This window comes from Streptomyces sp. NPDC048734, assembly GCF_043198675.1.
Lineage (GTDB): Bacteria > Actinomycetota > Actinomycetes > Streptomycetales > Streptomycetaceae > Streptomyces.
In genome coordinates, this window is record NZ_JBICUZ010000004.1 from 203,502 (window position 1) to 223,791 (window position 20,290).

Sequence of the window (20,290 nt, forward strand, 5' to 3'; positions counted from 1 at the left end):
GGCACGAAATTCTTTTCGCCGCCCGTGCCGCCGCCCGCTTCGGGCCGCCTCCTCGGCACCTGCACACGCGGTGCACCGGCGAAAGAGCAGGCAACGAGCAGGCACGGCAGGCCCACACTCGTGCGCGGGCGCGGTCCACCCGCGCACCAACGCCCACGCGTCACCGCGCGCGCCACCGCCGCGCACCACCGCGTGCGGTCCACTCGCACGCGAGTGCCCGCAGCCGGACGTGCGAGCGCACCCCGGGCAAACCCCGCGCGGCGCGCTTCCCCCGTTCGGGGCAATCACCCCGCGCGCCGGCGTGTACCCGCGCGCGAGGCCCCATGATCTCGTCGTGCATGGATCCGAACCGACTCGATCCGCCCTCCTGACCAGGGTGTCGGCCCTGGTGACCGTGGCCTGGATCCTCATGGCCGCACCGGCCGGGACGGCCGTGGCCGACGCCTGCGCGTACGCCTCGACGGGCCCGGACGGCACCGAGGCGGTGGCCGTCGCGGGGAACATCGGACGGCCGGCCCCGCCGGGGTGCCCGACACCGACGCCGCAGGAACCCGAACCCCCGCCACCACCGAAACCGACGCCACCCCCTCCGGAACCGACACCACCACCGCCGAAGCCCTCACCGGAACCGCCCCCCGAACCGATGCCGGAGCCCACACCGCCGTCGGCCCCACCGCCCCGGGCGCGGCCCGAGCCCTTGCGGCCCGAGCCCCCGCGGTCCGCAGTTCCGAAGCCCGCGGCTCCCCTCCCGCAGCCGCCCTCCGCTCCGAAACCCCGTCCGAAGCCCACGCCCGCACCGCCGCCCGCGCCCGCACAGCGGCCGTCCGCGTCGCCCGTGACGTACCCGGCCCACCACGCACCACCGCGCCGGGCACCGGTCCGGCACCACCGGTCGCCGGTCGTGTACGTCCTGCTCATCACCGCGCCCGCGGTCATCGCCGTCGCCGCGCTGCGGCCCCGCTGACGCCCCTGAAGGAGGCATCTCTTGCCGGAATGGCTTGTTCTGACCCTCGCGATGGTCGCCGCGTGCGGGGTGGTGATCGCCGTCGCCTTCGTCCGGCACCGCAGGGTGTCCGACGACGAGGACCCGTCCGAGACCCCGGACGTCATCGAGTACATGACGATGTGGATCGGCGTGGTGTACGCCATCGTCCTGGGTCTGGCGCTCGCCGGCGTCTGGGAGGCCCGCGGCGTCGCCCAGGACCACGTCCAGGCGGAGGCCCAGTCGCTGCACGAGATCTCGGAGCGGGTGCGGGTGTACCCGTCCGGCGTCCGGGACCGCATCCGCGCGGACGTGGACGCCTATGTCGGCCACGTCGTCACCACCGAGTGGAAGGCCATGGCCGACAAGGGCGAGGTGACCGAGCGGGGGGACGAACTCCTCGGACGGCTCCGCGCCGACCTCACCGACCACCGGCCCGCCTCGGACTTCGAGGCCCAGGCCTACCAGCCGCTCCTCGACCAGCTGGCCGCCGCCGACCAGGCCCGCAACAACCGGGCCGACTCGACCGGGGCGACCATGCCCGGGGTGGTCTGGTTCGGGTTGATCACCGGCGCCGTCGTCACCGTCGGCATGGTCTTCGCGCTCCAGATCCGCCGCACCACCCGGGAACTCGTCCTGGCGGGGCTGTTCTCCGCCCTGATCGCCTTCCTGCTGTTCCTCATCTGGGACTTCGACGCGCCCTACGGCCGGGGCATCGCGGCGTCGGCCGAGCCTTTCCTCCGCCTCTTCCCCGACGCCAGGGGGTAGGGGCTTTCGTTCGGGTCAGGCCGGCCCCCGTGAGCCCGGCCTGACCCGAAAGACCCGACCCGAAAGAAGAGGCCCTGATCGCACCGGCCGGGGCGACGGCGGGCGACACGCCGGTTCCGTCACCCGGTCGCGGTACCCGCGTCACCCGTCCGGCCCGCCCGATTACCCCGTTCGCGCGACAGGGATCGCGGGAGCGCACGCACGTTCCTAGCGTTTCGGTCATCGAGGCGCATTCGGTCACACGCGCGGAGAAGAACCGCGGCTGCTCCTCGGAAACCGGAGGACACATGATGCACGCGATACGCGTCGCCTCGGCCGCACTGCTGGGCCTCGGCGCCCTGGCCCTCCCCGCCCCGTCCGCCGTCGCCGCCGACGGCGGCACCACCCCGTTCGGCTTCAGCGTGCTGCCGTCGACGATCACGGCGGGCGGCCAGGTCACCCTCCGGATCGACCGGAACAACGGCGGCTGCAAGGGCGACGTCACCATCACCTCGGGGATCTTCGACTCGGTGCGCATCGCCGCGCACCGCTCCTCGGCCACCACGACGGTCGACTTCGACATCAAGGTGGGCGCGGTGTACCGGGTGACGTTCACCTGTGACGGCGTCAGCGGCTCCACCGGGCTGACCGTCGGCGGCGCCCGTCCGGGCACCCCCACGCCGGTGCCCGACGCGGTCCCGCGCGCCGTGCGGGCCGGTGCGGGCGGGACCCTCGCCGGGTTCGACCTGCGGGAGGTCGGGCTCGGCACGGTGCTCGTCGTGGGGTCGGTCGGTGCGGCGTACCACTTCTCGCGCCGGCGGGCGGGCGAGGACGGTGGCGCCTGACGGCACCCGCCCGGCGGGCCCTCGCCCAGGTTCCCGGAAGAGAGGGGGCGAAGGCCCGTGACGTGCGGCTGCCGCGGTCCGAAGGGGCCGGAGAAGGGCGTCAGACGCGGCGTTCCGCGCGCCGGCGCATCCAGAACACGCCGCCACCGACGGCTGCGGCGGCCACCAGCCCGCCACCGATCGCCACGTCGGTCGGGGTGGCACCGCTGGAGCTGCTGCCGCCGAGACCGCCGCGGACGCCGCCGATGACGGTGAAGGCGGTGGGGTTGGTGAGGGTACGGCCGTTGCAGTTGACGGTGATGCTGTGCGAGCCGGGGCGCGCGTTGCTGTTGACCGTCGCGGTGCCCCGCGCCGTGTGGTGGGCGCCGTTGACGGGCCTGAGGCGGGTCGTCCGGAAGGCGTCCGAACTCATGGTCCCGCCGCCCCGGCAGCCGTCGACGGTGACGGTCAGCTGACCGCCGCGGGCGACGACGCTGGGCAGCGCGACGATGTTGCTCGGGGAGATCCCCCCGTTGCCGCCACCGCCACCACCATTGCCTCCGCCGCCGTTACCCCCACCGTTGTTGCCGCCGTTGCCACCGTTGCCACCACCATTTCCGCCGTTGTTCCCCCCGTTACCGCCACCATTTCCGCCGTTGCCACCCCCGTTACCGCCACCGTTTCCGCCGTTGCCACCCCCGTTACCGCCACCATTTCCCCCGTTACCGCCACCATTTCCGCCGTTGCCACCCCCGTTGCCACCGTTGTTTCCCCCGTTGCCATGGTCGCCGTTGTTCCCCCCGTTACCACCGTTGCCATGGTCGCCGTTGTTCCCACCCCAGTTGTCGTTGCCCGAGTGGCCTCCGGCGTTGTTGTTTCCGGGGTCGACCCAGTTGTTGTCGTTCTGGCTGCCCGGGTTGGGTGGCATACCGTCCGCGACGGCCACGGGGGCGGCGAGCCCGAGGACGGCGACCGCTGCGGCCGCGGCCGCCAGGGCGCGTGAATTTCGCATGTGATCCTCCGCGGAAGGCGCCCCGGGGCCCGTCCCCGGTCTGTCGGCGAGAGAGCGCCTCCCGGATCGACCCTCAGATGCCGCGCACGGGCCCGCATTTCGGGAATGGTCCGTCCTGGTGAGAGGACACGCCGAGGGAGAAGCGCGCAATCGGATATCACCGCAGGTCACGGACCGTCAGAAAATTCCTGTGCGCGGCAACTCGGATGGCGGACCGAAGGACACGCGGGCCACCCGTTCGCCGCTGCCCCGTCGCCGGTTCCCGTTGTGGGACTTAGCGTTCTCATATGCGCGGAAGGACGTGGCGACGGCCGCGTCGAAAGGGGCTTGCGAATGTCTGGGTACGAGCTGTCCGGAATGGCGGAAGAGGAGGAGCGGCCGAAGAAGCGCGCTCCTTGGGGCGTGATAGCGCTTGTTCTGCTGACCGGGCTCGCGCTCATCCGGAACGGTTCGGGGGAGTTCGACGCGGGCCCGCCGCAGCCCGCCTCCGCGGCGGCCGCCGACGCCCGTGCGGCCCAGGGCACCTTCGGAAAGACCGTCCAGGCCCTGCCGTTCGCGGAGCCCGACCGGGTCCGGATCCCCGCCATCCGGGTCGACGCCCCGGTCATGCAGGTCGGCCTGGACACGGACGGCTGGGTCGGCGCGCCGCCCCCGGAGGACCCGAATCTGGCCGGCTGGTTCACCGGCGCCGTCTCCCCCGGCGAGAAGGGGACCGCGGTCGTCGTCGGCCATGTCGACAACACGCAGGGGCCGGCCGTGTTCTACGGCCTGGGTGCCCTGAAGAAGGGGAATCACGTCGAGGTGGCCCGCCGGGACGGGAAGACCGCGGTGTTCGAGATCTACGGCGTCGAGGTCTTCGAGAAGAACAACTTCCCCGGCGACCGCGTCTACGCCTCCAAGGGCGCCCCCGAACTCCGGGTGATCACCTGCGGTGGCGGTTTCTCCAAGGCGAACGGCTACGACGGCAACGTGGTCGCCTTCGCCCGCCTGGTCGAGGTCCGCTGAACGGACCGCCGGCCGGGCAGGCGGGTGACCGGGCGGGCGGTCGGCAGTTCCTCGGCCGCGGGACAGGGGGCGTCGCTCGTGCGGGGATCGCAGACCGCTCGGCTCACCGGCCGGGACCTCGGGACGGCCTCGACCGGTACCGGTACGGGCGGGGCGGGGCGGCGAACCTAGGGTTTCTCGTCCGGATCGGACCCGCTCCCCGATCCGGCCCGATCCGGACGAGAGACCCTAGGTGCGCTGCCGCTGCGGCACCGTGATGTGGTAGCCGGAGTCGAGGAGTTGGGGCAGATAGCGGCGCAGGGCCCGCACGCTCTGGGTGCGGTCACCTCCCGCGTCGTGCGAGAGGACGACGACGCCGGGGGCGGCGCCGTTCTCGACCCGGTCGACGATGGTGCCGGTGCCCGGGGTGGTCCAGTCCAGGGTGTCCACCGTCCAGGCCAGGGGCTCCATGCCGAGTTCGGATCCCAGTTGGAAGGCGGCGCGGTTCCAGGCGCCGTAGGGGGCGCGGAACCAGCGGGGCCGCTCTCCGTAGGCGTTCTCGATGACCTCGCTGGTGCGGTTCATCTCGGAATGGATCTGACGGCGCGTCATTTTCGTGAGCAGGGGGTGGGACCAGGTGTGGTTGCCGACGGTGTGTCCCTCGTCGGCCATCCGGGCCAGCAGGTGGGGGTGGCCGGCGGCCATCTCCCCGCACACGAAGAACATCGCGCGGACGCCGTACTCGGCCAGGGTGTCGAGGATGCCCGGGGTGTAGCGGGGGTCGGGGCCGTCGTCGAAGGTGAGCACCATGGTGCGGCCGCGGCCGGTGATCCGCAGCAGCGGTTCGCGCCGCACGGGGGTGCGGGCCGTGATGCGCGGGGGACCGTAGCCGGTCAGCGGCTGGAGGCGGTAGGCGGAGGGCCCCATCGGGAGGCGGTACGCGGGGGCACCGGCCGCCGGGGAACCGGTGCGGGCAGGCGTCCCGGCGCCCGTCCCCCACGCGAACAGAGAGGCCGTCCCGGCCGCGCCGACGGTGGCGGCGCCGGCGAGCAACGCCCCGCGCCGCGTGAACAACTGATCCTTCTGCATGTGTCATCAGTCGCCCGGCCGGGCCCCGGCGCACCACAACGCCACTGACCCGGCGGCACGATTCCACCCGCTCGGCGCAGCAGGCCGACCGCCCCGCCGGCACCGGCCGGATCAGCGGCGCCGCAAGCCCGCCGGGCGCTGCCGGAAGGGCGGCGGGAGGCAGGAGGCACCGCCTGAAGGGCGGCGGAAGGCGGGCGGGAGGCGCCGGAGGGGCGGCGGCGGGACGACGACCGGCGGGGCGCGGAACAGGCCGCGGACGCCGAAGGCGTCGGGCTGCCGGGCTGCCGGAGACGCCCTCGTCGGCGCCTTCGTCGGCATCCGGCATTCCCGGGGCCGGGGAAGCCGCTTGCGGCGGCCGTGTCGGGCCGGGTGTCCTCGGCCGGGGCGGCCCCGTCAAGGCGCCCGTGGTCGCGGCCGCGGGAGACCGCCGGGCCCGCACGGCGGTGGGACCTGCGGGTTCCGATAGCCTCTCGTCGTGACGGAACAGCACCCTTCCCCGTTCGAACGGGGCACGGACGGCCCGAAGGTCGTCCTCGTCGGCGTGGACGGCTCCGATCCCTCGCTGCGCGCCGCGGCCTACGCCGCCGGTCTGGCCCGGCGCCAGGGCGCCCTGCTCGCCGTGGTGTACGTGCAGCCGGTGATGGCGGCGAGCGCGGCGCTCGGGGCGCCGGTCGCGGAGGCGACCGACGAGATCGCCCAGGACATCGTGGCGCAGATCCGGGAGGCCACCGAACGGACCCGGGGGATATTCGACGTGCGCTGGGAGTTCCACACCTTCCACGGCGACCCGTACAACGGGCTGGTGAAGGCCGCGGACCAGCTGAAGGCGGACGCGGTGGTGGTCGGCGCCTCCGAGCAGGCCGGTCACCGGATCGTGGGGTCGGTGGCGGTGCGGCTGGTGAAGGCGGGGCGCTGGCCGGTGACGGTGGTGCCGTAGCCGGCTCTCCCTTTGCTGCCCTTCACTGCCCTCACTCCCCCGTCACCAGCCCGTCCTGTGCCGCTCCCCGGCTGAGTACGAGGTCGCGGACGCGGTCGCGCACGCCCCTCACGTCGGCGCCCTGGGCGAGGGCCTTGTCGAGGTCGACGACGCGGCCGGCGTCGAGGTCGAACAGTCCGGGTACGAAGGCGGCCCCCGTCACCTCCCAGCGGGCGCCGGGCCGGACGGGCGGGGAGAAGGTGAAGCGGGCGACGCTGGACTGGTTGGCGCGCGGGTCGACGACGCCGGCGCGGGTCGGCGTCTCGCCGGCCACCTGGTCCCCGAGGCCGTAGACGACCCAGGTGCCGTTGACCTTCTCGTACGCCTGCGGGACGTGGGCGTGGCTGCCGAGGATCAGGTCGATGTCGGGGCGTCCGCCGGTGCGGGAGGCGGTGAGGGTTGCGGCGAGGGCGAGCTGCCGGTCGTCCGGGGCTTCCTGCCACTCCGTGCCCCAGTGCAGGGAGACGACGACCACGTCGGCGCCGGCCCGGCGGGCGCCGCGGGCATCGGCGACGATCTTGTTCTCGTCGATCAGGGAGAGCGCCCAGGGCTGTCCGTCGGGGAGCGGCCGGCCGTCGGTGTCGTAGGTGTAGGCGAGGTGGGCGACCTTCGCGGAGCCCGCGCTCAGGAGCGGGACGGCGGCGGCCTCGGCCTCGGAGCGGGCGGTGCCCGCGTGCCGTACGCCGGTGCCGTCGAGGGCGTCCAGGGTGCGGCGCACGCCGTCGGGGCCGTCGTCGAGGGCGTGGTCGGAGGCGGTGGAGCAGCCGTCGTAGCCGGTGGCGGCGAGGGCCGCGGCGAGCCGGGGCAGGGCGGCGGCGGCCGGGTCGACGGCGACGCGGGTGGTCTCCAGGTGACAGAGCGCCAGGTCGGCGCCGGTGACGACGGGTTGGATGCCGGCGAACATCGGGCCGAAGTCGTGGCCCGCGCCGCCGGCGTCGAAGCGGGCCCGGTCGACGACCGAGGCGTGCGGGACGATGTCGCCGGTGGCCACGAGGGTGAAGCCGCGGCTCGGCGAGGGGGCCGGGTGTCCGGAGGCGGGTCCACGGTCGTGGGCCTGGCAGGCCGCGGCCGCCGTGAGGAGGGCCGTGAGGGCCAGGGCCACCTGGTGTCTGCGCGCGATCACTGCATCACCCCGCCGCACATGACTCGTCATATTTACGCATGTATCACTACTAATCGACGCGCGGACGCGTACGGCCCCGGCGCTCCCGCCGCCGGGCCGGATGCGCGCGATCGGCGTAGCCCGGACCGTTCGTCGAACCGTTCGTCGACGCGATCGACCGTCCGCCGCAGACCCTTGTGCACACCCTGTCCCGAACCGGCGCGCTGGGGTGCCATACGCGCATGACCGCCGGGACCACCCTCACCGCCCAGACGACGACCGCCGAACACGAACTCGCCGCGCTCCAGCGTGAGCACGGCCGGCCGCTCTTCGCGCTGCTGCTGAGGCTGTGCGACGGCGACCGCCAGCGCGCCGAGGACCTCGTCCAGGAGACCCTGGTGCGCGCCTGGCAGCATCCCGAGGCCCTGCGCACCGACGCCTTCGACTCCGTACGGCCCTGGCTGCTCACCGTCGGCCGGCGGCTCGCGATCGACGCGCGGCGGGCCCGGCAGGCACGGCCGGCCGAGGTCGGGGACGCGGTGCTGGAGAACGCGCCGGTCTGCGGCGACCACGCCGACCGGGCCGCCGCGGCGCTCGACGTCCGCGAGGCCGTGAAGACACTCACGCCGGAACACCGCGAGGTCCTGGTGCTGGTGTACTTCCAGGGGGCGAGTGTGGCGGAGGCCGCCGAAGCCCTCGGCATCCCGCCCGGTACCGTGAAGTCCCGCGCGTACTACGCCCTGCGCGCCCTGCGCCGAGTGCTTCCCGGTTACGCGCCCGACCTGGACTGAAACCCACGGTCGGGTCAAGCCTCCGTAAAGTGCCTTGCCGTGGACCCCGGTTGAGTAATCGGGTGTCCTTATCCGTGTTCCGGATGGGGCCCGGTCGCCGGTTTTCCGGCGCCGAACGAAGCGCACGCACCGGAGGAAGGCAGGAAGGGATGCTGTACAGAGGTCATCAGAGCACGGACGGCGCCGACGGCGGGGAACTCACCGTCCCCATGGCCTGGTTGTACGCCGAGTACATCGCCGACGAACTGCTGCGGACCGGCGATCTCATGCCACCGACGTCCTTCGAGTTCCGCGCCGGGCGGGACACCCTGGCACTGACCGTCTTCCTGTCCGACACCGACGGCGAACTGCCCGGGATCCGGGTAGTCACCCAGCTGGAGACGTGGCTTTCGCTCACGGCGTACGACCAGCCCTGGCAGGACTGGGTCGCCGGACGTATGTCACAACTGACCGCCGAGACGGCCGAGTCGGAGGGACCCGACCCCGATCTGGAGCTGGCGTCGGCGGCCTGGCGCTGGCTCGAGGAGACCGAACTGCTCGCCCCCGACCTCAACGCGGTGCCGGGCGGCGCGCCGCCCGGCGAGGACGAGGGACCCGAGGTCTGGACGCCCGCCTGGCAGCTCGGTCTGCCCCTCGGGCACCTCGCGATCCATCTTTTCTAGCTTTTTCGCATCCGGACCAATCCACGGGCCGGACCGCTCCGAACATCTGGGTCACGATTCGGTACGCGCCTTGAGTGATTCCGGTGCCTGGTCCGTACCGGTGGGAGCAAGGAGTAACCCCACTGGCACTCAACGGCGCGAGGTTTCGGCATGAGGTCCCTGGAGAGGCATCGCGACGTCGGCGCGTACGCGCTGGGTGTGCTGGACGAGGCGGAGGCCTTCCGTTTCGAGGACCACCTCATGGAGTGTCCTCGCTGCGCGGCGGAGGTCACCGAGTTCGGCGCCACCACCCGGCAGCTGATGCTGTACCGGAGGGCGACACCGCGCGCCGTGCATCCCTTCGCCGGCCCCGGCCCGCAGCTCCTCGACCGCCTCCTCCACGAGGTCTCCGCCCGGCGCCGGGCCGTCGGACGCCGGCTGCTGTACGCCGTGGCCGCGGCCGTCGTGGCCGCCGTCGCGGGGCCGGTGCTCGCCATGACGGCCGCGGCCGGCGGTGAGGAGCCGGCGGCGGTCGTCGCGGCGACCGACCAGAGGTCGGGCGTGTGGGCGCAGGTGACGTCCGAGGACGAGGTCTGGGGCAGCCGGGTCGAACTCGAGGTGAAGGACGCCGCGGGCCCGCGCGCCTGCCATCTGATCGTCATCGGCCACGACGGCTCGGAGGAGACCGTCACCAGCTGGATGGTCCCCGACCACGACGCCCGGCCCAACACCATGAAGGGCGGCGCGACGATGCAGACCGACGAGGTCGCGCGCTACGAGGTGCGGACGATGACCGGCGAGATCCTCGTCGTGCTCAGGCCCCGCTAGCGGCGCGGGCCGCGGTTGATTTGCCGTCCCTCCGCCCCGGACGGAAACTGGAAGCACCGACGTGGAGCCTGTTCGAGGCCCGCTCCGCGCCGCCCCTGGGAGCACGAGCGAAGGGGCTGAGCCGGTGTCGCAGCACATGCTGATCCTCCTTTCCGAAGAAGGGGCGGAAGCCGAACGCGTGGCCGAACTGACCGGTTACCTGCGGGAGGAACTGCTCCAGCTCGACGTGGACGACGTGACCTCGGTCCCCGGCCCGGAGCCGCCGCCCGGCGCGCGCGTCGCGGACCCCGCCGCGATCGGCGGCCTGCTGGTCGGCCTGAGCGGTTCGGTGGGCGCCCTGGCCCAGGTGCTCAACGCCGTCCGCGAATGGCGGGCCCGCTGCCGGGACTCCCGGCCCTCGCTGCGCCTGACGATGGACGACGACGTGCTGGAGATCTCCGAGGCGTCCCCCGAGCAGGTGACGGAGGCGTTCGACCTGTTCGTCCGCCGCCATTCCGGCGTCGGGGCATGAGCCATGACCTCCACCAAGCACGCGTTGATCATCGCCAACGACCGGTACGAGGACCGGGGACTGAAACAGCTCCGGGCGCCGGCCCAGGACGCCGCGGCCCTCGCCGAGGTCCTGCACGATCCCGAGATCGGCGACTTCGAGGTCGAGGTGGTGCGCAACGAGCCGGCCCACCTCGCCAACCGGCGCATCCAGCAGTTCTTCAACGACCGGCGGCGCGACGACACCCTCCTCGTGCACTTCTCCTGCCACGGCCTCAAGAGCGAGTCCGGCGAGCTGTACTTCGCCGCCAGCGACACCGACCCGCGCCTCCTGGACGCCACCGCGGTCCCCGCCCACTTCGTGCGCCGCTGCATGTCCCGCACCCGGGCCGGCAGCACGGTCCTCTTCCTGGACTGCTGCTACGGCGGCGCCTTCTCCCGGGGTTCCGGCGCCGTGCGCGCCACCGGCGAGGTCAACGTCCTGGAGTCCTTCCGGGACGAGAAGCCCCCCGGCGGGCGCGGCCGGGCGGTCATCACGGCGTCCAACTCCATGGAGTACGCCTTCGAGGGCCCCGACCTCGCCGAGGACTCCGGGCCGCGGCCGTCGGTGTTCACCCACGCCGTCGTGCAGGGGCTGGAGAGCGGCGACGCCGACCGCAACGGGGACGGCGTGGTCACCCTGGACGAGCTGTACGACTACGTCTACGACCGGGTCCGGGAGGCCAACCCCCACCAGACGCCCAGCAAGGACGTGGAGATGGAGGGCGAGCTGAAGCTGGCGAACAACCGGCGGGGCCGCCTGAGGATCACGAAGGTTCCTTCGCCGCCGTATCTGCTGGCCGCCATCGACAGCGACAACCCGCTGACCCGGCAGGGCGCCGTCCACGAACTGCGCGCCCGGATGCACGACGACTCGCTGCCCGTCGCGGAGGGTGCGCGCCAGGACCTGGAGGCCATCGCGCGCGACGACATCCGGCAGATCGCCGACCAGGCCGACCAGGCGCTGCGCGAGATCCGGCTCGCGCCCTCCCCCGACCGTCTGGACTTCGGCCGGGTGCCGCCGGGCTCGCCCGCGCCGCGGCGGACCGTGGCGCTGGCCGGGCCGCCGCTGGCCCGGCACTGCGTGGCCCAGTCCACCCGGCCCTGGCTGCGGGTCGAACCGACCAGGACGGGCGGTCTGGACGTGAGCGTCGAGCCGTCGGCCGAGGGGCCGCTGGCCGGGGAGATCGTGCTGAAGGGGGTCACCGGCGACGCGGTGATCCACGTGACGGCGACCGTCGGGGCGGAGGCGGAGACCGAGATACGCCCCACCGGTCCCACCGGCCCCGGAGCCGGACAGCCCACGGCGGACCTGGGCCCCCTCCTCGGCGATCCGCCGGCGGAGCCGCCCGGCCCGGTCGTCGTCCACCCCGAGCCCCCGAGCCGGCCGCCGCGGGTCCCGGCCGCGCCCCGCGACCGGCGGGCCCCCGCCCGCGACCGCCGCCGGGCCCCCGCCCTCGCCGGCGCGGCCCTCACGCTCGCGGTCACGGCGGTGATCACGGTCGTCGTGACCCTGCAGAAAGTGGCGACGGCCGTGGACCGGCGGCTGCACCCCGAGCCGGGCGACAACGCCACCCTCGAGGAACACTTCCGAGAACTCGGCGTGCTCACCCCGCTCACCGTCTCCCTGACCACCGCCGCCCTCGCGCTCCTGCTGAGCGCCTTCGCCCGGCACGACCTGGGCGCCCGCCGCGATCTCTACTCGCCGAGGGCCGCGGGCGGCACGGGTACCCTCACCGCGATCGCCAGGGGCCTGGCCCTCCCGGCGCTGGTCCTGGCCGTGCTGACCGCGCTGGCGTACCTGATCGGCGCGCCTCTGTGGTGAGCCGCCCCGGCGGAGGAAGGCCCCGGGCGCTCCCGCCCCAGGCAGTCCCGGCCCCGTCCGCAGCGCCGTCGGCGGGCCCGGTGTTCAGGTCCCCTGCGGCATGCCGAACTCGCACCACACGCACTTGCCGCCGCCGCGGGCCTCCACTCCCCACACGTCGGAGAGCAGGTCGACCAGGAGCAGACCGCGGCCGGAGACACCCGAGTCCCCGGCCTCGCGACGGCGCGGCAGGGCGCTGGAGGAGTCCTCGACCTCGACGCGCAGCCGGCAGTCGACGCCGGTGAGGAGGCGCAGGGTGACGATGGCGGCGCCCTCGGTGTGCATGAGGGCGTTGGTGATCAGTTCGTCGGCGACCAGCTCGACGTCGTCGGAGCGCTGCCGGGCGCCCCAGGAGCGGACGGCGGCGCGGATCATGTGCCGGGCGTGGGTGAGGGCCTCGGGGTCGCCGGGCGCCACGTGCTGCTGGAGCCGGCTGCCGGTCCGGGAGGCGTCCGTGCCGCGCCGGCGGAGCAGGAGGAGGGCCACGTCGTCGTCACCGCCGCGTTCCTCGGCGACGTCGATGAGCCGGTCGGCGAGTTCCCGTACGTCGTCGGGGCCGGTGGCGATCAGCTCGGCGAGGGCCCGCATGCCGTCGTCGAGGTCGGCGCCGGGCTGTTCGACGAGCCCGTCGGTGCACAGCAGCAGGGTGTGGCCGGGGTCGAGCTCGAGGGTGGCGACGGGATAGTCGAGGCAGCCGAACTCTGCGGACAGGCCGAGCGGCAGTCCGCCGGGGACGGAGAGCCGCCGGCAGGTGCCGTCCGTCCCGCGCACCAGCGGGTCGATGTGGCCGGCCCGGACCATCTGGACGACGCCGGTGGACAGGTCGGCCTCGGCGTAGAGGCAGGTGGCGAAGCGGTCGGTGTCGAGTTCGTGGAGGAAGACGGAGGCGCGGGCCATCACGGTGGCCGGGGTGTGTCCTTCGGAGGCGTACGCGCGCAGGACGATGCGCAGCTGGCCCATGACGGCGGCGGCGTGCGTGTCGTGGCCCTGGACGTCGCCGATGACGGCGCCGACCCGGCCTCCCCCGGAGGGGGTGCCCCCGGGCAGCGGGATCAGGTCGTACCAGTCGCCGCCGATGTCGCGGCCCTGGGAGCCGCCGATGGTGGCGGCGCGGTAGCGGACGGCGACGTCGGCGCCGGGCACGCTGGGGATGGTGCGCGGCAGCATGGCCTGCTGGAGGCCCTGGGCGATGTCCTTCTCCTGCTCGTAGAACATGGCCCGTTGCATGGACTGGGCGATGCTGCTGCCGAGGGCGACGAGGATGTTGCGTTCCTCGGGGGTGAAGCCGCGCCGGTCGCTGTAGAGCAGGCCCATCGCGCCGATCGGACGGGCCTGGACGATGAGCGGCAGATAGGCGGCCGAGGTGATCTTCAGGCCGGTGATGTGCGGCCACAGCACGGGGTAGCCTGCCGCGAACTCGTCGGGCGACTCGATGAACCGGGGGGTGAGGGTGCGCACCACCTCGCTCATCGGGTACGGCTCGTCGATTCCGGTGACGAGGGTGCCGGGCACGAAGCTGCCCTGGGGGCCCTCGGCGATCAGCCGGATCCGGCCGGCCTCGACCAGGCCCATGACCAGGCTGGTCGCGCCCAGGTGGACGAGACCGTGGGTGTCCTTGAGGACGTCGATGACGTCCTTCACGGTCCGGGCGTGCGCCAGGGCGGCGGTGGTGAGCTGTACGACGTTGGTCTGCTCGCGGCGCGCGTCGTCGAGGGCGGCCGCCTCACGGTGGGCGGCGAGGTCGCGCAGTTCGTCGGTCGCGTCCCGGACGATGCCGATGATCCGGCGGGGGCGGCCCGTGTCGTCGCGCCGGATGTAGCCCTGGGTGTGGGTCCAGCGCAGCCCGCCGTCGCGGCGGCGGACGCGGAAGTAGGCGCCGTAGTTCTCGCTGCCGTCCTTGATGGCCTGGCTCACCAGGGTGTCCAGACGGAGGGCCTCGGCCGGGGGGACGCGCGAGGAGAGGCTCTCGGGGTTGCCGTCGTACTCGTCGGGGGTCACGTCGAAGATCTCGTGGGCGCGGGCGTCCATGGCGAACAGACCGGTGTCCAGGTCCCAGTCGAAGCCGCCCATGCGGTTGAGCGCCAGGATCGGCTCCGGGTGGGCGGTCCAGTCCTCCGGGAGGGACGGTGCGCTCGCTCCCCGATCGACCATGCGCCCACCTTGCCAGCATTTGCCCGATTATTCGACCGGTAGGGGATCACGTGCGTGATGTGGCCCGGCGTGGAACACGGGGGATGACAGGACGGGGAACCGGGGGACGGGAGAGGAGCGGGCGTTCGTGGAGTGGTTCACCGCACCCGACTACTGGCTGAGCCGGACGGTCTTCCAACGGGCTCTGGCCTGCGTGTATCTGGTCGCCTTCGGCACGGCGGCGCTCCAGTTCCGGGCGCTGCTCGGCGAGCGCGGGATGCTGCCGGTCGCCCGGTTCGTCGAGCGCGTGCCGTTCCGGCGGGCGCCGAGCGTGTTCCACCTGCGCTGTTCGGACCGCTTCTTCGCCGGGTGCGCCTGGACGGGCTGCGCGGTGTCGGCGGCGCTGGTCGCCGGCGTGGACTCGCTGCTGCCGCTGTGGGCGGCGATGCTGCTGTGGCTGCTGCCGTGGGCCCTGTACGTGTCGATCGTCAACGTCGGCCAGACCTGGTACGGCTTCGGCTGGGAGTCGCTGCTGCTGGAGACCGGGTTCCTCGCCGTGTTCCTCGGCAACGACGAGGTGGCGCCGCCGTTGGTGGTGCTGTTCCTGCTGCGCTGGCTGCTGTTCCGCGTCGAGTTCGGCGCGGGCCTGATCAAGATGCGGGGTGATCCGTGCTGGCGCAGGCTCACCTGTCTGGACCACCACCACGAGACCCAGCCGATGCCCGGCCCGCTGAGCTGGTTCTTCCACCATCTGCCGAAGCCGCTGCACCGGGTGGAGGTGGCCGCCAACCACGTCACCCAGCTGCTCGTGCCGTTCCTGCTGTTCACCCCGCAGCCGATCGCGACGGCCGCCGCGTCCCTGATGATCCTCACCCAGCTGTGGCTGGTGCTCTCGGGCAACTTCTCCTGGCTGAACTGGCTCACGATCGTGCTGGCCGTCCCCGCGCTCGGCCTTCCCGCCGACGCGCCGTCGACGCCGGACGCCCCCCTCTGGTACGTGGTGGTGGTCCTGGCGGTGGCCGCCTTCCTGCTGTTCCTCAGCCACCGGCCGGTGCTCAACATGCTCTCGCGCGGGCAGGTCATGAACCGCTCCTTCGACCCGCTGCACCTGGTCAACACCTACGGCGCGTTCGGCAGCGTGAGCCGGGTGCGCCACGAGGTGGTGATCGAGGGCACCCTCGACGAGGTGCCACGGGAGGACTCCGACTGGCGGGAGTACGAGTTCCGGGGCAAGCCCGGCGATCCACGGCGCTGGCCGCGTCAGTTCGCCCCCTACCACCTGAGGCTGGACTGGATGATGTGGTTCGCCGCGCTCTCCCCGGCCTACGCCGGGCCCTGGTTCGGCGCGCTGGTGGAACGGCTGCTGGAGAACGACCGGGCCACGCTCCGCCTGCTGCGCCGCTCCCCGTTCCCGCCCGGCGAACCCCCGCGGCACGTCCGCGCCCGCCTCTTCCGCTACCGGTACACGAGCCCGCGCGAGCTGCGGGAGACGGGGGCGTGCTGGAAGCGAACGTACGTGCGGGAGTACCTGCCGCCGACGCGGCTGGCGGGGTCGGCTCAGAGGCCGTAGACGTGGCCGGCCGGGTCGACTCGGAGGCCGTAGACGTGGCCGGCCGGGTCGACTCGGAGGCCGTGGACGCGGGTGCCGGGTCGGCTCAGAGGCCGTAGACACGGGTGGCGGTGGCCTCGAAGACCTGTCCGCTCTCCGCGGGGCTCAGGTGTCCGGTCAGCTGTCTGGCCGTGTCCAGGACCTGTCCGTAACCGGCCGCGAGCGTGCACACCGGCCAGTCCGAGCCGAACATCAGGCGGTGCGGGCCGAAGGCGTCCAGGGCGGCGTCGGCGTACGGCCGCAGGTCGGCGGCCGTCCAGGTGGCGGGGTCGGCCTCGGTGACCAGGCCGGAGAGCTTGGCGACCGTGTTGGGCAGGGCGGCCAGCGCGCGCAGGTCCGCCTCCCAGGGCGCGCGGGCGCCGGAGGCGACGGGCGGTTTGCCGAGGTGGTCCAGGACGAACGTCAGACCGGGGTGCGCGGCGGCGGCCCGTACGCAGACGGGGAGCTGGCGGTCCAGCACGACCAGGTCGTACACCAGGCCGGCGTCGGCCACGGCGGCGAGTCCCCGGCGTACGTCCGGGCGCAGCAGCCACTCCGGGTCGGGTTCGCCCTGGACCTGGTGGCGGATGCCCTTGAGGTGGCGGCCGCCGGGGAGTTCCCGCAGCCGGGCCAGTTCGTCACCGACGTCGGGGCGGGTCAGGTCGGTCCAGCCGACCACGCCCGCGACCAGGTCGTGCGCGCCGGCGAGGGCGAGGAACTCGGGGGTCTCCTCGGCCACGGTGACCGTCTGCACCAGGACGGTGCGGTCGACACCGGCGGCACGGGCCTCGGGTGCGAGGTCGGCGAGGGTGAAGTCGCGCCGCAGCGGCCGGAGTCCGGGGCCGCCGAGCCAGTCCTGGTCGCGCACGGACAGGTCCCACACGTGGTGGTGGGCGTCGACGGTCACGGCAGCTCCCGTACGGCGGGCAGGCCGGCGTCCACGGCTCCACACCGGTGGTCGCGCCCGGCGTCGGGCGGTTCGGCCGTCCGGGCCCGGCGGGCCACGTCGACCGGGCCCCGATCCCGCTCGGCGCGGCGGCGGGCGTGCCGAGCGGCCCTCATGACGGCTCCCGCGTCGGGGTGCGCGGTGTCTTCTCGCCGGGGACCGGGGCGTCGGGCGGCAGGAGGCCGGTCTCCCGCAGTTCCCGCCAGAGCGCCGGGGGGACCGCGGCCCCGAACTGGTCCGCGCAGTCGTCCGCTTCGGTCGCCGAGCGGGCACCGACGAGGACTCCGGCGACGGCCGGGTGTGCGGCGCAGAAGGCGAGGGCGGCGGCGCGCAGGGTGCTGCCGTGGCGCTCGGCGACCGCGCCGAGGCGTCGGGCGCGGTCGATCAGCTCCCCGGGCGCCGGAGCGTAGTCGTAGGTGGCGGTCGGCTTCGGGTCGGCCAGCAGGCCGGAGTTGAAGGCGCCGCCGATCACGACGGACGTGCCGCGTTCCTGGGCGGCCGGCAGCAGATCGGTGAGCGCGCTCTGGTCGAGGAGGGTGTAGCGGCCGGCGCACAGCACCACGTCGACGTCGGTGTCACGGACGAAGCGGGTGAGCAGGGCGGTCCGGTTCATGCCGACCCCGATCGCCCCGACGACGCCCTCGCGGCGCAGCCTCTCCAGCGCGGGGTAGCCCTCGCGGAAGGCTGTTTCGGCGTGGTCGTCGGGGTCGTGGAGGTAGACGACGTCGACGCGGTCGAGGCCGAGGCGGGTCAGGCTCGCCTCCAGGGTGCGGCGGACGCCGTCGGCGGTGAAGTCCCAGACCCGGCGGTGGGTGGCGGGGACGGCGAAGCCGTGGGCGAGGTCGTCGCCGCCGGCCGTCGAGGGCTCCAGCCGGCGGCCGACCTTCGTGGACACCGCGTAGTCGGCGCGCGGGTGCTCGCGCAGGGCGGCGCCCAGGCGGTGTTCGGAGAGGCCGAGGCCGTAGTGGGGCGCGGTGTCGAAGTAGCGCACGCCGCGCCGCCAGGCGGCGGCCACCGTGGCGTGGGCCTGTTCGTCGTCGACCTCGGTGTACAGGCCCGCGAGGGGGGCGGCGCCCAGGCCGAGCCCGGTGATCCGGACGCCGCTGCGGCCGAGGGTGTTCACGAGCCCGCCGGACGCAGCCGCAGGCCCTGCATGCCGCCGTCGACGGCGAGGGCGGTGCCGGTGGTGGCGCCGGACAGGGGGCTCGCCAGGTAGGCGATGGCGCCCGCGACCTCGGCGGCGCTGACGAGGCGGCCGCTGGGCTGACGGGCCTCCAGGGCCGCGCGTTCGGCGGCCGGGTCGTCGGCGGCGTCGAGCAGGCGGCCGATCCACGGGGTGTCGGCGGTGCCCGGGTTGACGCAGTTGACGCGGATGCCCTCGCGGACGTGGTCGGCGGCCATCGCGAGGGTGAGGGCGTGCACGGCGCCCTTGGTGGCGCTGTACAGCGCGCGCCGCGGCAGGCCGGCGGTGGCGGCGACGGAGCAGGTGTTGACGATCGCGGCGTGCGCGGAGGCCCGCAGGTGGGGCAGGGCGGCACGGGCCGTGCGGACCATGCCGACGACGTTGACGTCCAGGACGTGGTGCCATTCGGCGTCGTCGTTGTCCTCGACGGTGCCCTGGGCGCCGATGCCCGCGTTGTTGACCAGGACGTCCAGGCCGCCCAGTGCGGCGACGGCGGCCTCGACGGCCGCGCGCACGGAGGCGTCGTCGCGGACGTCGGCGCGGTGGGCGAGCAGGGGCTCGCCGACGCCGGTCGGGTCCAGGTCGAGGACGGCGACGGTGGCGCCGCGCTCGGCCAGCAGTTCGGCGGTGGCCCGGCCGATGCCGGAGGCGCCGCCGGTCACCAGGGCGGTCAGCCCCTCGAAGTCGTTCACGCCGCCTGCTCCTTCGGGCCGGTGGGGTCGGCGGCCCAGAAGGTGCCGCCGGGGTAGGTGTACCGCGCGATCGACTCCGCGCGCATGGCGGCGGAGAAGCCCGGCGCGGTCGGTGCCGTGTAGTGGCCGTCCCTGATCACGACCGGGTCGAGGAAGTGGTCGTGCAGGTGGTCGACGTACTCGATGACGCGGTCCTCGGTGGTGCCGCTCAGGGCGACGTAGTCGAACATCGACAGGTGCTGGACGAGTTCGCACAGGCCGACGCCGCCGGCGTGGGGGCAGACGGGCACGCCGAACCTGGCGGCGAGCAGCAGGATCGCGAGGTTCTCGTTGACGCCTCCGACGCGGGCCGCGTCGAGCTGGAGGACGTCGAGGGCGCCCGCCTGGAGGAGTTGCTTGAAGACGACGCGGTTGTGGACGTGTTCGCCGGTGGCGACCTTCACCGGGGCGACGGCCTCGCGCACGGCGGCGTGGCCGAGGATGTCGTCGGGACTGGTGGGCTCCTCGATCCAGTAGGGGTCGAACTCGGCGAGGGCGCGGGTCCAGCGGATCGCCTCGCCGACGTCCCAGCGCTGGTTGGCGTCGACGGCGAGCCGGATGCCGGGGCCCACGGCGGCGCGGGCCGCGCGGCAGCGCCGGATGTCGTCGTCGAGGTCGGTGCCGACCTTCAGCTTGATCTGCCGGAAGCCGTCGGCGACGGCCCCGGCGGCGAGGCGGGTGAGCTTGTCGTCGTCGTAGCCGAGCCAGCCGGCGGAGGTGGTGTAGGCGGGGTAACCGCGTTCGAGCAGGTGGGCGCGGCGGGCGTCGGCGCCCTGCCGGCCGCGGCGCAGCAGGGTGAGGGCCTCGTCGGGGGTGAGGGCGTCGGTGAGGTAGCGGAAGTCGATCTGCCGCACCAGCCACTCGGGGTCGGCGTCGGCCAGCAGCCGCCACAGGGGCTTGCCGGCGCGCTTGGCCGCGAGGTCCCAGGCGGCGTTGACGACGGCGCCGATCGCCATGTGCATCACGCCCTTCTCGGGGCCGAGCCAGCGGAGCTGGCTGTCGCCGACGAGGTCGCGGCTGAGGCTGCCCGGGTCGGCGCAGAGGTCGTCGACGGACCGGCCGACGACGTGTTCGCGCAGGGCGCCGATCGCGGCGACCTGGACGTCGTTGCCCCGGCCGATGGTGAAGGCGAAGCCGTGGCCCTCGTGGCCGTCGGCCGCGTCGGTGCGCAGGACGACGTAGGCCGCCGAGTAGTCGGGGTCGGGGTTCATCGCGTCGGATCCGTCGAGTTCCCGGGAGGTGGGGAAGCGGATGTCGTGGGTGTCGACCGCGATGACGCGGGCGGGGTTCGGGGGCGCCATGCCGCATATTTATCAGACCACTTGCCGTCCTGGGCACCCCTCG

At 73.8% G+C, this 20,290-nt stretch carries 19 protein-coding genes and 1 pseudogene; 11 read left to right on the forward strand and 9 right to left on the reverse strand.

Features of this window, described 5'->3' with window-relative positions:
- Window positions 1-835: 835 nt before the first annotated feature.
- The 3 genes from ACGFQC_RS13415 (at window position 836) to ACGFQC_RS13425 (ending at window position 2,574) form a co-directional block, all read left to right on the forward strand.
- Window positions 836-964: a hypothetical protein gene (locus ACGFQC_RS13415; protein WP_363087921.1), complete on the forward strand. Its 129-nt coding sequence runs from the start codon at window positions 836-838 to the stop codon at window positions 962-964.
- Between the two features lie 21 nt (window positions 965-985).
- Window positions 986-1,750 (forward strand): hypothetical protein, encoded by a 765-nt coding sequence (locus ACGFQC_RS13420; RefSeq protein ID WP_363087920.1) that lies wholly within the window; start codon window positions 986-988, stop codon window positions 1,748-1,750.
- Window positions 1,751-2,040: 290 nt separating this feature from the next.
- Window positions 2,041-2,574 (forward strand): hypothetical protein, encoded by a 534-nt coding sequence (locus ACGFQC_RS13425; RefSeq protein ID WP_363088063.1) that lies wholly within the window; start codon window positions 2,041-2,043, stop codon window positions 2,572-2,574.
- Window positions 2,575-2,674: 100 nt separating this feature from the next.
- Here the strand turns inward: ACGFQC_RS13425 and ACGFQC_RS13430 are convergent.
- Window positions 2,675-3,108 (reverse strand): annotated as a pseudogene (locus ACGFQC_RS13430) (hypothetical protein).
- Window positions 3,109-3,898: 790 nt separating this feature from the next.
- Here ACGFQC_RS13430 and ACGFQC_RS13435 point away from each other — a divergent pair.
- Window positions 3,899-4,570: a class F sortase gene (locus ACGFQC_RS13435; RefSeq protein WP_363087918.1), complete on the forward strand. Its 672-nt coding sequence runs from the start codon at window positions 3,899-3,901 to the stop codon at window positions 4,568-4,570.
- 228 nt (window positions 4,571-4,798) lie between these two features.
- On the opposite strand, the gene ACGFQC_RS13440 is transcribed toward ACGFQC_RS13435, so the two are convergent.
- A complete protein-coding gene (locus tag ACGFQC_RS13440; protein ID WP_363087917.1) occupies window positions 4,799-5,638 on the reverse strand; it encodes a polysaccharide deacetylase family protein in 840 nt (279 codons plus the stop codon).
- Window positions 5,639-6,113: 475 nt separating this feature from the next.
- On the opposite strand from ACGFQC_RS13440, the gene ACGFQC_RS13445 reads away from it, so the two are divergent.
- Window positions 6,114-6,575, forward strand: coding sequence for a universal stress protein (locus ACGFQC_RS13445; RefSeq protein ID WP_363087916.1), 462 nt, complete (start codon window positions 6,114-6,116; stop codon window positions 6,573-6,575).
- A gap of 31 nt (window positions 6,576-6,606) precedes the next feature.
- On the opposite strand, the gene ACGFQC_RS13450 is transcribed toward ACGFQC_RS13445, so the two are convergent.
- Window positions 6,607-7,737 carry a CapA family protein gene (locus ACGFQC_RS13450; protein WP_363087915.1) on the reverse strand — a complete coding sequence of 377 codons (1,131 nt, stop codon included), beginning with the start codon at window positions 7,735-7,737 and terminating at the stop codon, window positions 6,607-6,609.
- Between the two features lie 221 nt (window positions 7,738-7,958).
- On the opposite strand from ACGFQC_RS13450, the gene ACGFQC_RS13455 reads away from it, so the two are divergent.
- The 5 genes from ACGFQC_RS13455 to ACGFQC_RS13475 all read left to right on the forward strand — a co-directional run bounded on the left by ACGFQC_RS13455 (window position 7,959) and on the right by ACGFQC_RS13475 (window position 12,329).
- Window positions 7,959-8,507: a sigma-70 family RNA polymerase sigma factor gene (locus ACGFQC_RS13455; protein WP_363087914.1), complete on the forward strand. Its 549-nt coding sequence runs from the start codon at window positions 7,959-7,961 to the stop codon at window positions 8,505-8,507.
- A gap of 149 nt (window positions 8,508-8,656) precedes the next feature.
- Window positions 8,657-9,169, forward strand: coding sequence for a hypothetical protein (locus tag ACGFQC_RS13460; protein WP_363087913.1), 513 nt, complete (start codon window positions 8,657-8,659; stop codon window positions 9,167-9,169).
- Window positions 9,170-9,319: 150 nt separating this feature from the next.
- Entirely contained in the window at window positions 9,320-9,976 is a 657-nt protein-coding gene (locus ACGFQC_RS13465; protein ID WP_363087912.1) for a zf-HC2 domain-containing protein, read from the forward strand.
- A 124-nt stretch (window positions 9,977-10,100) separates the two neighbouring features.
- The gene (locus tag ACGFQC_RS13470; protein ID WP_363087911.1) at window positions 10,101-10,487 is read left to right on the forward strand and encodes a hypothetical protein; all 387 of its coding nucleotides are present in this window, start codon (window positions 10,101-10,103) and stop codon (window positions 10,485-10,487) included.
- Between the two features lie 3 nt (window positions 10,488-10,490).
- Window positions 10,491-12,329, forward strand: a complete 1,839-nt coding sequence (locus ACGFQC_RS13475; protein WP_363087910.1) for a caspase family protein — start codon at window positions 10,491-10,493, stop codon at window positions 12,327-12,329.
- Window positions 12,330-12,413: 84 nt separating this feature from the next.
- On the opposite strand, the gene ACGFQC_RS13480 is transcribed toward ACGFQC_RS13475, so the two are convergent.
- Window positions 12,414-14,519 carry a SpoIIE family protein phosphatase gene (locus ACGFQC_RS13480; RefSeq protein WP_363087909.1) on the reverse strand — a complete coding sequence of 702 codons (2,106 nt, stop codon included), beginning with the start codon at window positions 14,517-14,519 and terminating at the stop codon, window positions 12,414-12,416.
- A 127-nt stretch (window positions 14,520-14,646) separates the two neighbouring features.
- Between ACGFQC_RS13480 and ACGFQC_RS13485 the strand changes: the two genes are divergently transcribed.
- Window positions 14,647-16,068: a lipase maturation factor family protein gene (locus ACGFQC_RS13485; RefSeq protein ID WP_363087908.1), complete on the forward strand. Its 1,422-nt coding sequence runs from the start codon at window positions 14,647-14,649 to the stop codon at window positions 16,066-16,068.
- Window positions 16,069-16,153: 85 nt separating this feature from the next.
- Here ACGFQC_RS13485 and ACGFQC_RS13490 read toward each other — a convergent pair whose 3' ends face one another.
- The 5 genes from ACGFQC_RS13490 to ACGFQC_RS13510 are packed head-to-tail and all read right to left on the reverse strand — an operon-like array spanning window position 16,154 to window position 20,247.
- A complete protein-coding gene (locus tag ACGFQC_RS13490) occupies window positions 16,154-16,993 on the reverse strand; it encodes an amidohydrolase family protein (RefSeq protein WP_363087907.1) in 840 nt (279 codons plus the stop codon).
- Window positions 16,990-17,148 carry a hypothetical protein gene (locus ACGFQC_RS13495; protein WP_363087906.1) on the reverse strand — a complete coding sequence of 53 codons (159 nt, stop codon included), beginning with the start codon at window positions 17,146-17,148 and terminating at the stop codon, window positions 16,990-16,992. The genes ACGFQC_RS13490 and ACGFQC_RS13495 overlap by 4 nt, the downstream gene beginning before the upstream one ends.
- Complete coding sequence (locus tag ACGFQC_RS13500; protein WP_363087905.1) at window positions 17,145-18,155, reverse strand: aldo/keto reductase; 1,011 nt, start codon at window positions 18,153-18,155, stop codon at window positions 17,145-17,147. The genes ACGFQC_RS13495 and ACGFQC_RS13500 overlap by 4 nt, the downstream gene beginning before the upstream one ends.
- A complete protein-coding gene (locus tag ACGFQC_RS13505) occupies window positions 18,152-18,907 on the reverse strand; it encodes an SDR family oxidoreductase (protein WP_363087904.1) in 756 nt (251 codons plus the stop codon). Before ACGFQC_RS13505 ends, ACGFQC_RS13500 begins: the two co-directional genes overlap by 4 nt.
- The gene (locus ACGFQC_RS13510; protein ID WP_363087903.1) at window positions 18,904-20,247 is read right to left on the reverse strand and encodes an enolase C-terminal domain-like protein; all 1,344 of its coding nucleotides are present in this window, start codon (window positions 20,245-20,247) and stop codon (window positions 18,904-18,906) included. Before ACGFQC_RS13510 ends, ACGFQC_RS13505 begins: the two co-directional genes overlap by 4 nt.
- Between the last annotated feature and the right edge of the window lie 43 nt (window positions 20,248-20,290).